Annotated in this window: 14 protein-coding genes and 2 pseudogenes; 6 read left to right on the forward strand and 10 right to left on the reverse strand. The window is 71.6% G+C overall.

Going from position 1 to position 11,464, the window contains the following annotated elements; genetic code table 11:
• Positions 1–32: 32 nt before the first annotated feature.
• Entirely contained in the window at positions 33–965 is a 933-nt protein-coding gene (locus tag FRANEAN1_RS33095; RefSeq protein WP_020464040.1) for a LysR family transcriptional regulator, read from the reverse strand.
• Positions 966–1,022: 57 nt separating this feature from the next.
• Here FRANEAN1_RS33095 and FRANEAN1_RS33100 point away from each other — a divergent pair, with 57 nt between their 5' ends.
• A complete protein-coding gene (locus tag FRANEAN1_RS33100; RefSeq protein ID WP_020464041.1) occupies positions 1,023–1,868 on the forward strand; it encodes a siderophore-interacting protein in 846 nt (281 codons plus the stop codon).
• 9 nt (positions 1,869–1,877) lie between these two features.
• Here FRANEAN1_RS33100 and FRANEAN1_RS33105 read toward each other — a convergent pair whose 3' ends face one another.
• Positions 1,878–2,447, reverse strand: coding sequence for a cupin domain-containing protein (locus tag FRANEAN1_RS33105; protein WP_020464042.1), 570 nt, complete (start codon positions 2,445–2,447; stop codon positions 1,878–1,880).
• Positions 2,444–3,088, reverse strand: coding sequence for a TetR/AcrR family transcriptional regulator (locus tag FRANEAN1_RS33110; RefSeq protein ID WP_020464043.1), 645 nt, complete (start codon positions 3,086–3,088; stop codon positions 2,444–2,446). Before FRANEAN1_RS33110 ends, FRANEAN1_RS33105 begins: the two co-directional genes overlap by 4 nt.
• 94 nt (positions 3,089–3,182) lie before the next feature.
• Between FRANEAN1_RS33110 and FRANEAN1_RS33115 the strand changes: the two genes are divergently transcribed.
• Complete coding sequence (locus tag FRANEAN1_RS33115) at positions 3,183–4,076, forward strand: NmrA/HSCARG family protein (protein ID WP_020464044.1); 894 nt, start codon at positions 3,183–3,185, stop codon at positions 4,074–4,076.
• Between the two features lie 43 nt (positions 4,077–4,119).
• On the opposite strand, the gene FRANEAN1_RS33120 is transcribed toward FRANEAN1_RS33115, so the two are convergent.
• Positions 4,120–4,512: a helix-turn-helix domain-containing protein gene (locus FRANEAN1_RS33120; RefSeq protein ID WP_041255051.1), complete on the reverse strand. Its 393-nt coding sequence runs from the start codon at positions 4,510–4,512 to the stop codon at positions 4,120–4,122.
• A 148-nt stretch (positions 4,513–4,660) separates the two neighbouring features.
• On the opposite strand from FRANEAN1_RS33120, the gene FRANEAN1_RS33125 reads away from it, so the two are divergent.
• Positions 4,661–5,326 (forward strand): NAD(P)-binding domain-containing protein, encoded by a 666-nt coding sequence (locus FRANEAN1_RS33125; RefSeq protein WP_020464046.1) that lies wholly within the window; start codon positions 4,661–4,663, stop codon positions 5,324–5,326.
• A gap of 16 nt (positions 5,327–5,342) precedes the next feature.
• Here the strand turns inward: FRANEAN1_RS33125 and FRANEAN1_RS33130 are convergent, their stop codons facing one another.
• The 3 genes and pseudogenes from FRANEAN1_RS33130 to FRANEAN1_RS44325 all read right to left on the reverse strand — a co-directional run.
• Positions 5,343–5,669 (reverse strand): antibiotic biosynthesis monooxygenase, encoded by a 327-nt coding sequence (locus FRANEAN1_RS33130; protein ID WP_020464047.1) that lies wholly within the window; start codon positions 5,667–5,669, stop codon positions 5,343–5,345.
• Positions 5,670–5,722: 53 nt separating this feature from the next.
• Positions 5,723–6,799, reverse strand: a pseudogene (locus FRANEAN1_RS33135) (epoxide hydrolase family protein).
• 168 nt (positions 6,800–6,967) lie between these two features.
• Positions 6,968–7,195, reverse strand: a pseudogene (locus tag FRANEAN1_RS44325) (alpha/beta fold hydrolase); the annotation flags it as partial.
• A gap of 218 nt (positions 7,196–7,413) precedes the next feature.
• Between FRANEAN1_RS44325 and FRANEAN1_RS33140 the strand changes: the two are divergent.
• Both FRANEAN1_RS33140 and FRANEAN1_RS33145 read left to right on the forward strand, forming a co-directional pair.
• Positions 7,414–7,851 (forward strand): PPOX class F420-dependent oxidoreductase, encoded by a 438-nt coding sequence (locus FRANEAN1_RS33140; protein WP_041255053.1) that lies wholly within the window; start codon positions 7,414–7,416, stop codon positions 7,849–7,851.
• An 84-nt stretch (positions 7,852–7,935) separates the two neighbouring features.
• Entirely contained in the window at positions 7,936–8,589 is a 654-nt protein-coding gene (locus FRANEAN1_RS33145) for a dihydrofolate reductase family protein (RefSeq protein WP_020464051.1), read from the forward strand.
• Here FRANEAN1_RS33145 and FRANEAN1_RS37600 read toward each other — a convergent pair.
• Entirely contained in the window at positions 8,567–9,400 is an 834-nt protein-coding gene (locus FRANEAN1_RS37600) for a class I SAM-dependent methyltransferase (RefSeq protein WP_347176857.1), read from the reverse strand. The two genes, FRANEAN1_RS33145 and FRANEAN1_RS37600, sit on opposite strands and share 23 nt — an antisense overlap.
• Positions 9,401–9,555: 155 nt before the next feature.
• Here FRANEAN1_RS37600 and FRANEAN1_RS33155 point away from each other — a divergent pair, with 155 nt between their 5' ends.
• Entirely contained in the window at positions 9,556–10,413 is an 858-nt protein-coding gene (locus tag FRANEAN1_RS33155; protein WP_157472887.1) for a phytanoyl-CoA dioxygenase family protein, read from the forward strand.
• 59 nt (positions 10,414–10,472) lie between these two features.
• Here FRANEAN1_RS33155 and FRANEAN1_RS33160 read toward each other — a convergent pair whose 3' ends face one another.
• Both FRANEAN1_RS33160 and FRANEAN1_RS33165 read right to left on the reverse strand, forming a co-directional pair.
• Positions 10,473–10,814, reverse strand: coding sequence for a hypothetical protein (locus FRANEAN1_RS33160; RefSeq protein WP_020464054.1), 342 nt, complete (start codon positions 10,812–10,814; stop codon positions 10,473–10,475).
• 118 nt (positions 10,815–10,932) lie between these two features.
• A complete protein-coding gene (locus FRANEAN1_RS33165) occupies positions 10,933–11,142 on the reverse strand; it encodes a hypothetical protein (RefSeq protein ID WP_041255055.1) in 210 nt (69 codons plus the stop codon).
• Positions 11,143–11,464 lie beyond the last annotated feature (322 nt).

Genomic DNA, 11,464 nt, shown 5'->3' on the forward strand with positions numbered 1-11,464 from the left:
AAGTACGCGGCACGGTGTCCGCGGCGGGCCTGTCACGGGGGATCGAGCGCGAGCGCGAGCCGGATGGTGTCGCGCACGTGGCCGCGAAGCCAGCGATGCGGCGCGTCGGCCTCATAGCGGGGATGCCACGCCTGCGCGATCGTCAGGGTCGGCAGGTCGAGTCCGAGGTCGAGGGCCACCAGGCCGAGGCTGTCGAGCAGGCCGCGGCCGAGCCGAGCCGGTACCAGGCCGACCAGGTCGCTGCCGGCGACGAGCAGCAGCGCGGCGGAGTGGGACGGAACCGAGACCGCCACCGTCCGGCGCAGGCCACGCGCCGCGAGGACCTCGTCCAGCGGGCCGGCGAACCGCCCCCGGCGGGACGCCGTGACGTGCCTGGCGGCGGCGAGGCGTTCCGGCGTCAGGCGGCCCCGGGTCAGTGGATGCCCGGCGCGGACGACGGCAAGGGCCTGCTCCTCACCCAGGACCTCGATGTGGATTTCCGGCGAGGTCGAGTCGATGTCACCGATCTCCAGGTCGGCGGTTCCGTCGCGGAGGGGGTCGTCGGTCGCGGACGGCTCGGGGAGGAACCGCACCCGCACACCCGGGGCATCCCGAGTCAACCGGTCGAGCAGATCAACGCCGATCGCGGTGGTCAGCGCGTCGCTGGCCAGGATGGTGAACGTCCTGGCCAGGGTGGCCAGGTCGGGTTCCCGAATCGGGGTGAACACCGCGTGGGCCCGTTCGACCAGGGCATGCACCTCGGCCTGGACGGCCAGCGCCCGCGGGGTGGGCACCATCCGATGACCGGCGCGCACGAGGACCGGGTCGTCCATCGCCCGGCGTAGGCGACCCAGCGCACGACTGACCGCGGACTCGGTCAGCCGCAGCCGCCGCGCGGCGGCGTTGACGCTCCGCTCCTCCAGCAGGGCGTCGAGAGCCACCAGGAGGTTGAGGTCCAGCGAGGACGTCGATTGCATGGCATGCATCTTGCCATTGAGTAAGTTTCATTTGAGTGCTGATCGTCTGCTGCCTACGCTCGTCTCGTGACCGAACACTCCCCGGCTGCCCCCTCGGCCCGTCCCCGGCGGGGGCCGCTCGCGCTGCTGGACCGGATACTGCTGCGCGCGGAGGTCGACAGCGTCGACCAGCTGGCCCGGCGCACCCGCCGGATCGTGCTGGCCGGCCCCGCGCTCGCCGGCCTCACCTGGACACCGGGCCAGAACGTGACCCTGTTCCCCCAGGACCCGACCCGGCTGGACAGTTGGCGGCAGGGGCCCCGCGACATCAAGCGCAGCTACTCGGTCTGGGAGTACCACCCGGCCGGACGGCTGGCGTTGGCCGTGTACGACCACGGCGGTGACTCCCCCGGCGCGGTGTGGGCCCGCGGCGTCGCGCCGGGAGACGAAGCGATCATCACGAAGCCGGACGGACGCCTCGTCGCGCGGGCCGACGCGAGCTTCCACCTGTTCGTCGGTGACGACACTGCGGCGGTTCCCTTCGGCGCGATCCTGCGCGGCCTGCCTGCTTCCGCCCAGGTCCGCGGTGTGTTCGAGTGCGACGACCCAGCGGACTCACTGCCCTTGCCCCGGGCCGGGGACCTCGCCTGGAGTTACCGCCACGGCGCCCCGGCCGCCGGCTCCCCGTTGCTGCCGGCGGCGCTCGCCGACCTCGACCTGCCCGATCCGCGGGACCCCGCCACCAGCACCAGCATCGACATCGGGTCCGGGTCCGGATCCGATGGCCGCGCGGGCCGGCCCGTCGCCTACGTCGCCGGGGAGGCCCGGACCTGCCAGGCCGTCCGCCGCCACCTGGTGAGTGAGCGGGGCTGGGAGCGCCGCCAGGTCATCGTCCAGCCGTTCTGGACCCCGGGCAAACGCGGCATGGACTGACCCGGCCACTCACGATCCGGCGTCCACCTCGGGCGGCGGGGCGGCTCCGGGGTCTGGCAGAGGCGGCGCGAGGACCGTCCGGTGACGCGCCATCAGTTCCCGAGTAAGCGCCTCGCCGGGCAGCGAACCCGTCCTGGCGGCGTGCTCCGCGACCTCGTCGAAATAGTCCTCGTAACCACTGGGCGTGAGGATGGCGATATAGCGCGCCGGCTCGGCGAAGGGATTCCCGAAGCCGTGTGCCAGCCGTCGACCGGCGAACACCGTCTCGCCCGCGGCGGCGGTGTGGAACCCGTTCCCGACGCGGAACCGCAGCCGCCCCTCGACGAGCACGAACGTCTCGTCGTGGCCCTCGTGAACGTGCGGGAGCGGTCCGGGCTGCCGCGGGCCCATCCGCCCCTCCAGCACGGTGAGCCGGCCGAGGGTGTCGCCAGCGGTGACCTTGACGAGCATCGACCAGTTCGGCAGGTCGATACGACGGCCCTCGTCGCGGCCGCGCGCGAAGCCCCGAACCGGTTGTGGCCCGACTGAAGGCGATTCGTCCGGAGCATGGGCGTCGGGCGTATGGGCGTTGAATGTCACGGCGCCGTCACCTCAGGAGACAGCTGGCCGTGGCCGTGGCCGTCGCGATCAGAAGCCGATGTCGGTGCCAGCTGTGGATCCTGCGCTCCGGCCAGCCCGCGGATCATCATTGAGAGCAGTCGTTCCGCCCGGCCCGCCGGGTCGGACGACTGCTCGCTCGCCCACGCGATCGCGGTGACGAACGCGAGCAGGTCGTCGATGGTGATGTCGCCGCGCACGGCCTCGGTCCGCGCCGCACGTTCGAGCAGCCCGGCGCCGGCGGCACGCATGGCCGCGCACGAGCCGTGCAACGCCGAGCTCTCATCTTCGAGGGCCGCCAGGATCGAGGCGGGCAGGCCCTGGTAGACGGCGGAGCCGGTGGCGACCTCCCCCAGCCACGTGAGCAGCGCGTCACGGGGACGCGGCGCGGCGAGCAGGCTCTCGGCCCGCGCGCGCAGCCCGTCGAAGCCCCGGCCCAGCAACGCCTCCAGCAACGCCTCACGGGTCGGGAAGTGGCGGTAGAGCGTGCCGATGCCGACACCGGCGCGGCGCGCGATGTCCCGTAGCGAGGCGTCGATGCCGTGCTCGGCGAACACGTCCCGGGCGACATCAAGGATCAGTTCGTAGTTACGGCGAGCGTCCGCGCGCGGCGACTCGGCCAACCGGCTCCTCCATCATTGACATTCGGAGCACCGCTCCATATGTTTCGGAGCACCGCTCCGGAAGATGACCCGAACCTAACAGAAGGGGCTCCGCATGCCGACGCCCGATCGGACCATCCTCGTCACCGGGGCCACCGGCCAGCAGGGCGGGGCCACCGCGCGACGTCTCCTGGCCGACGGATGGCGGGTGCGGGCGCTGGTCCGCGACCCCGCCGGGCCGGCGGCGCGGCGGCTCGCCCTCGACGGCGCCGAACTGGTGACCGGTGACCTGGACGACCGGGACGCGCTGGCCGCCGCCACCGAGGGCGTGTACGGGGTGTTCAGTGTTCAGCCGGCAAGCCACGCCCCCCATTTCGTCGAGGGGGAGGAAAGGTACGGCGTCAACGTCGCCGACGCGGCCAGGAACGCCGGGGTCCGGCATCTCGTCTACACCTCCGCGGCCGGTATCGATCGAAACCCGGACGGCCCCGCGGCCTCGAAGGCGCGGATCGAGCGCCACATCCGGGAGCTCGGCCTTCCCGCCACCGTGCTGCGTCCCGTCATGTTCATGGAGAACCACACCGACCCGGTCTTCGGCGTCACCGGCCAGGCCTCGCTGGTCCGGATGATCCCGGCGGGGGTGACGGTTCAGCTCATCGCCGTCACCGACATCGGAGCGTTCGCCGCCCTCGCCTTCGCGGACCCGGCCCGCTATGTGGGTGCGGCGCTGGAGCTGGCTGGCGATGAGTTGACCCGCGAACACCTGATCACCGCGATCAGCCGCGCGACCGGGCGCGACCTTCAGCTGGATCCGCTCCCCCGGGAGACTCTCGTCCAGCTCGGGGTCGACGTCGACGGCCTCGAGCGGGAGAAGTCCTTCAACGGCTGGCAGGCCGACATTCCCGCACTGCGGCGACTGCACCCGGGGCTGATGGACTTCGAGACGTGGCTGGCGCGGGAAGGCGCGGCCAGATTCGCCGCGCTGTTCGCCGAACCGGCGAGCCGCTGACACGCCCGGTTCCCGGGGCGTACCCGCATCCGCCGCTCCGGTTTCAGTCAGCGCCGGTACGCGCCTGGAGCTCCGCCGATCTGTCCTGCGCGTCCTGTAGTTCCTCGCCATGCTCGGTGATCCAGTTTCCGAGCGCTTCCATCGGACCGTCCACCAGGCTCTGCCCGAGTGGAGTCAGCGCGTATTCGACCCGCGGCGGGGCCTGCGCGAACGCACGGCGGGCCACCAGACCGTAGGCGCCGAGCCGGCGTAGCGATTCGGTGAGGACCTTGTCGCTCATACCGCCGATCGCGACGCGCAGCTCGCGGCGCCGGCACGGCCCCGCGCGAAGAGCCACCAGCACGACCGGGTCCCAGATGTGGATGAACAGGTCGGTCACCGCCCGGATACGGCAGTCCGCCACCAGGTCCTCGCAGTGACGTCCCTGATCGCTCATCCCGGCCATCGTCGCAGGTCTCGCGTGCACCGATTGGTGTGTAACGGCCGCCTTACGGTCTCGGTCCTAGGCGATCGCGTCGAACGCGGTTGACGCGGTCGACGCGGTCGACGCGGTCGACGCGCACAAGCACGCACGAGGAGGAACCATGCGGATCGGGATTCTGGGCACCGGGGCGCTGGCCGAGGGGTTGGGGCGGGCCTGGGTCCAGGCCGGGCACGAGGTGGTGATCGGCGGTCGATCGCGCGCCAAGGCGGATGCGCTCGCGGAACGCCTGGGCGCAACGACGCGGGCGGCCGCCCCACGCGCGGCTGTCGCCGAGCGCGACGCGGTACTGCTGGCCGTGCTGTGGACCGGTGTCGAGGATGTCCTGCGCAGCGCGGGCGCGGACGAGGGAACGCTGGCGGGAGTTCCGTTGATCGACCCGACAAACGCGGTCGAGCACGGCGTCGGCGTCCTGCTCACCGAGCAGGGCGACTCGGCCGCGGCCCGGATCGCCGCGGCGGCTCCTGGAGCGCAGGTCGTGAAGGCGTTCCACCTTTATCCCGCCGCCCAGTGGGCACGGCCGCCGGCCGGCGGCGCCGGTGCGGACACATCAGCGCCCACAGTGGCGATCTGCGGCGATGACGAGGCGGCGCTGCGGGTCGTGAGCGATCTCGTCCGGGACGTCGGCGGCGTACCGGCCACGCTGGGAACGCTGGTCCGCGCACGTCAGCTCGAGGAGGTCGCGGGCTTCGTCATCGGGCTGGCGTTCGCGGGCTTTGATCCGGCTTCGGCCATCCCCCGTGTACCGACGGGAACAGTGTCCGCCTAGCCGAAGACGGAAACGGTCAGCCGGCCGAGCCGCCGGCGATCGTGTAGCTCCACAGCTCGCTGTGCACGCCAACCGGCCTGGGCGCCTCGCCGCCGGCGCGTTCCGCCTCCGAGCGGTGCCCGTGGGCGAATGCCGGTGAGCTGACCCACGCCTGGAACGACGCTTCGTCCCGCCAGCGGGTCACCACGAGCCACACGGTGCGGTCGTCGGTCGGCTTGAGCAACTCGAAGCCCTCGAAGCCGTCACGGTCGTCGATGGCGCCGGCACGCGCGGCGAAACGACGGGCCAGTTCGTCGCCGCTGTCGGGCTCGACGGTGATGGCATTGATCTTGATGACGGTCACGGTGCCCCGGCTTCCCCAATTGGTGGTCGCGCGATCCGCTGATGCTATCGGCCTCACCGGCCCTGGAAGAACGCGCGGATGTCGGCGGCGAGCAGCTCGGGCACCTCAAGTCCCGCGAAGTGACCGCCACGGTCGGCCTCCGTCCACCGGGCGATCGGCATCCGCCGCTCGGCATACGGCCGGATCGGGCGGGTGATGTCCTCGGGCAGGACGAGGACGCCCACCGGTTGGACGGTCCGCCACGACCGCGGGCCGCCGGTCTCCCGGTGCAGGCGCGGCGCCGTCCCGGCGGTGCCGGTCAACCAGAACAGCGTCACGTTCGTGATCACCCGGTCGGGACTGATCGGGAAGTCCCGGGCCGCCCACATCGTCATCGGGTCGAGCAGCCAGGCGAGCAGCCCGACCGGCGAGTCGTTGAGGGCGTACGCCGGGGTCTGCGGCCGGGTGCCGTTGACCAGCCGAACCGCCGGCTGGTCGCGCAGGTAGGCCTCGGTCTGGGCGAGCCGCTCCTGGTCCCCCGGTGTCAGCCGGGTGCGGTCCGGGTCGCCCGGCAGCCGCGGTGTCGGAAGATAGTTGAGGTGTATTCCGACGACGTGGTCGGCGTCGTGCTGCGACAGGGCCCGGGACACCGACGCCCCCCAGTCACCGCCCTGCGCGCCGTACCGGCGGTATCCCAGGCCACGCATCAGCTCCGCCCAGGCACGTGCCACCCGATCGACATCCCAGCCGCGCTCGCGCGTCGGGCCGGAGAAGCCCCACCCTGGAATCGACGGGACGACCAGGTGGAAGTCCGCCGAAAGCGGCCCGATCACATCGAGAAACTCCACGATGGACCCCGGCCAGCCGTGGGTCAGCACCAGTGGGAGCGCGTCCGGCCGCGGGCTGCGCACGTGGAGGAAGTGGATCCGCTGGCCGTCGATCTCGGTGACGAACTGCGGATGACTGTTCAGCTCGGCTTCCGCCGCACGCCAGTCGTAACGGTGGCGCCAGTGGTCGGCCAGTTCCCTGACTCTGGTCAGCGGCACGCCGAACTCGTCTCCGACGCCCGGTAGTTCGTCGGGCCAGCGGGTGCGGTCGAGGCGTGCGTGCGGTCACTGGCCAGCCGGCTCCTCGGCCGCGGCACGGTGCACGCGGAACGGATCTCGAACGCCCGTCTCGCTGCGGCGGGGGCGACGCGGTGGCAGTACGCGACGCTGGTCACGCTCCGCGACAGCGGCCCGGCAAGTCAGGCCGCGCTCAGCGAGCGCACCGGCATCCACCGCAGTGACATAGACGATCACCACTCGGCACACTGAACAGATCGTGTACGCCGAGACATCGGCCGGACCACCCGTACGCCCGTAGCCACGTTGGTCCGGGGCGACGGCGCAGAAGCCCGCGTCGGCGAGCGCGGTGAGCTGGTGCCGCCACGAGTACGACGACTCGGGAAAGCCGTGCAAAAGAATGACCAGCGGCCCGGAACCGGCCTCAGCGATGTGCATGCGCAGGTGGCCCACGGTGATTGAGCGGCGCGTGATGTCAGCCATGACAGCATTATTCGCACATTGATCAATAATGCCACAGTCGGCCACTGGTATGGCAGGCCGCGAGCGGGCAGGCTCGAACAGGACGATCAAAAACGGCGCGGACGACCAGCCCAAGCAGCCTGGGCCGCTGAACGGACGGGATAGGTTGGATGGGTTGGATGGGTTGGACGGCCGCCGGCACGGCGCCCGACGCCGGTGCCAAGAGAGGAAATCGACCCGTGAGCACTCTGCCGCAGGAACTGAGGGACCTCATCGAGTCCGGTCCGATGGCCCACCTGACCACCATCAACGCCGACGGCAGCCCGCAGGTGACGGTCATCTGGATCGGCCTGGACGGCGACGGGATCGTCACCGGGCACATGTCGAAACAGGTGAAGCTACGCAACATCGAGCGTGACCCGCGGGTCGTGTTGTCCTTCGACGCCCCGCGGGTGCCGGGCGCCTTCCTGAACCAGTACGCCGTGGTGCGGGCACGGGCGACGGTCACGCCGAGCGATGACACCTGGGACCTGCTCAACCGCCTGGCGAAGGTCTACATCTCGCCGGACGCCGAGTTCCCGGTGCCGCGGGGCCCGGGATTCATTGTGCGTTACGCCGTGGAGCGCGTCAGTGGTGTCGGCCCGTGGGTACCGGCGGCCGGCTCGGCCGCCCACTGATCAGACATCCGAACGCCGCGTTGACGACCGTCGCGTAGTCGCGTCGTCGCGACCGCGCATTTTACGAGAGCAGGAGGTCGGCCCGTGTCTCGTGTACGAGTCCACAACTTCTCCGTCTCCCTCGACGGTTATGGCACCGGCGAGGGGCAGAGCCTCGAAAGGCCGTTCGGTCACGCCGAGGGGCGGTTGCACGACTGGTTCTTCCACACCAGGTCGTTCCGCGCGATGCACGGCGAGGACGGCGGAGACACCGGGGTGGACGACGCACTTGCCGGAGCATGGGAGCCGGGCATCGGCGCGGAGATCATGGGGCGGAACAAGTTCGGGCCGCAGCGCGGCCCCTGGGAGGACCACGAATGGACGGGGTGGTGGGGCGAGGATCCCCCGTTCCACACGCCGGTCTTCGTCCTGACCCACCACCCCCGCCCGCCGTTGGTGATGAAGGGGGGCACGACGTTCCACTTCATCGACGCCACCCCGCAGGAGGCGCTCCGCCAGGCACGGGAGGCCGCCGGCGGCCTCGACGTCCGGATCGGTGGCGGGCCGACCATGGTCCGCGACTTCCTGGCAGCGGATCTGATCGACCACCTGCACGTGGCCGTCGTGCCGATCCTCCTCGGCCGCGGGGTGCGGCTGTGGGAGGGCCTCGAGGAGATGGAGAAGCGCTTCACCGTCGAATCCACGACGACCCCCAGCGGCATCACCCACGTGACCTTTACCCGACCCGCCGATCAATGATGAAACGCCGCCCAGGGTAATTGACTTGTCTTGCGCGAGCCGGCGTCCCGGGAGACTGGCTCTCGAAGATCAGGCAAGGCGTACGGATTCTGGCTGGCCGGGCCTCGATCGGGTTCGGGAGACCGCGAAGAGCGTCCAGCGCGGGTTCGACGATCGTGGACCATTTCGACGCGGGGACGTCCCAGAAGGTCGACCATGTCCGGAGCTCGATCTGCCGGGCGGCTTCCAGCGGGGTCGAAGGACGTCCCGCGCCGGTGAGGGTGAGGTCGGCGACCAGGCGCAGGCCGGCCTGCTCGGCGAGCCGGGTGACGGTGTCGGGCGCGTCGCGACGGGACGCGCCGTCGGCAAGCGTGGCCTGCATTGCTTGGATGATCTCGGAGATGTCCGATCCGTCGGGCGCCCCGGCCCCGACGAAACCGAACCGGCCGCCCGGGCGCAGCACCCGGACGACCTCGGCCAGCACTGCGGGCTGATCGCCGACGAGGTGCAGCACGTGCACCGCGGCACAGGCGTCCACGGTGCCTGAGCGGAGTGGGATCGCTGTCGCGTCAGCGCGCAGGATCCGGCCGGGCAGCCGTCCCGCGGCGCGGGCGAGCATCCGCTCGGAGAGATCCACTCCGGCCACGGACCAGCCGAGTTCGACGAAGGCGGCGGAGACCAGACCGGTACCGACGCCGATCTCCAGCAGCCGCGCGCGTTCCGGGGGCGTCTCGCCGAGCAGGTGCGGAGCGAGCGCGGCGGCGACGGTCCGGCCACGTTCCGCCCCGCCCCGCGTCTCGTCGTAGCGGTCCGCCATACGGTCAAAGTTCACGGACTCCGGCACAGTCCAAGGCTAATCCCGCACCACGACACCCCGCCGTCGCTGGCCGCCGCCCAGCGCGGACGCGCCGAGGTGAGCGGCGAAAAATGCGTGGCGGGCGGCTGCCGGTCGCGGGCAGACTCGTTCGACGGAGGTGGTCGCGGCCCATGACGTCCGGATTCACGGCCGAGTCGTCCCGTCCCATGCTTACCGGCGAGGAGATCGAGAGGTTCGTCGCGGACGGATTCGTGCGGGTGGCTGGGGCGTTCAGCCGCGCGGTCGCCGACGCGGGCCGGGCGATTCTCTGGGAGACGATCGACGCCGATCCCGCGGACAGCGCGACCTGGACGCACCCTGTCGTCCGCGTGGGCGGGCGCGCCGACGAGCCGTTCCGCGCCGCCGCGTCCTCGCCGCGGCTGAGTGCCGCGTTCGACCAGCTCGTAGGCCCCGGGCGCTGGCTGCCCCGGGTCGGGCTGGGCACTTTCCCGATTCGTTTCCCGCACCCCGACGACCCGGGCGACACAGGCTGGCACATGGATGGCAGCTACGCCGCGGACGACCCGGCGCAGGCCGCGGCGACAGCGCCCTGGCCGTGGCTCAATGTGGCCTCACGCGGTCGTGCCCTGCTGATGCTCTTCCTGTTCTCCGACGTCGGCCCGGCCGATGCCCCGACCAGGATCAAGGTCGGTTCGCATCTGGATGTCCCGCGGTTCCTCGAGCCGCTCGGTGGGCGCGGGACGGACATCCTGAGCCTGTGCCGGACGATGGACGCGGCCGGCCGGCTCGACGCCGCGGACCGTCCGACCGCGCTGGCCACCGGGCAGGCCGGGGATGTCTACCTCTGCCACCCGTTCCTGATCCACGCCGCGCAGGTGCACCGGGGGTCGACTCCCCGGTTCCTCGCCCAGCCGCCGCTCGAGCCCGACGGCCCGTCGCTCCTCGGCGGCACGGATCTCCCCCGCTCTCCTGTGGAGCAGGCGATCCACCGCGGGCTGGGAGGCGACGACCCGGCGGCCTCCGGCTGAGCCGGCCGAGGCGGTTTCGGCGGTTGCGGCGGTTGCGGCCCGGCTCTGACAGCCTTCGCTCAGGAGGCTTTGACCTGGCGGCGGAGCCTGTTCCGCGGGCGCGGGCTCACCGTTCCCGGCGGCGGCGCCGACGGAGCGACGAAGGCGGGCGGGACGGGGAGCGGCACCGGCGGCGGCGGTGCGCAGTAGCCGTACTCGACCTGGCGCCGCCAGACGGTGAGCCGGCACTGCTCGCCGCTCACCGTCCAGGTGCGGCGCTCGGCGCGGTCCTCCACCTGTACGGGGCCGGTGTTCGCGGGTTCGGCTGATCGTAGGTGCGCCCAGGAATGCGCGTCCTCCCACTCCACGAACGTGCCCACGAGCTCACCGTCGCCGTCGAACACAAGAAATCGCCGGGTCATCGTCGTCCCGCCTCTCTTCTCACCGGCCGGCCGGGTCTTCTCGGCGGTCGGGTTGTCTCGCCGGTCGGGTTGTCTCGCCGGTCGGAAGGTCTCGCCGGTCGGTGGGTCTCGCCGCGCTTCACCGGACCCGGCGGATACCCGCCGGCGACAGAAAGGACAGCGGCGCGACCAGGTAGTCGACATAATGGTTCTCGACCGCGTACGTATCGGCGTCGGACGCGGAGTCGAAGGCGAGGACGATCCGGCGCGCTCGACGCGGACCGGCCGCGAAGAGGATCACGCCGAACATCGAGGAGGAGTCGGGGTCGTCGGCCTCCCTCAACCGCATCGTGGCCGGCCGGACGCGCCTGCCGCAATGACCCCTGCTGCGCGAGTAACGATTCATCGGGACTCCAGTTCCCAGTTCTGGCGGGGCGGCCGCGCGGGCGCGGCACCCGCCCCCGCGAAGGCGCTCCGGACGGATGTCGGTCACGAACCGACCGGCGGCTGGGGCTGTCACCGGACACGGCATGGCCGAGACCATCGCCGACCGACGGGCGGCACGGCGCGCGGCAGCCTGACGGGCAGCAGCCTGACGGGCAGCGGGCGCGGTCACCGAGCCGACCGCACGGATCGACGGAGGGACCATTCCGACGTGGCAGACCGACCCG

Origin of the sequence: Parafrankia sp. EAN1pec (assembly GCF_000018005.1) — a bacterium.
Classification (GTDB): Bacteria; Actinomycetota; Actinomycetes; order Frankiales; family Frankiaceae; genus Parafrankia; species Parafrankia soli.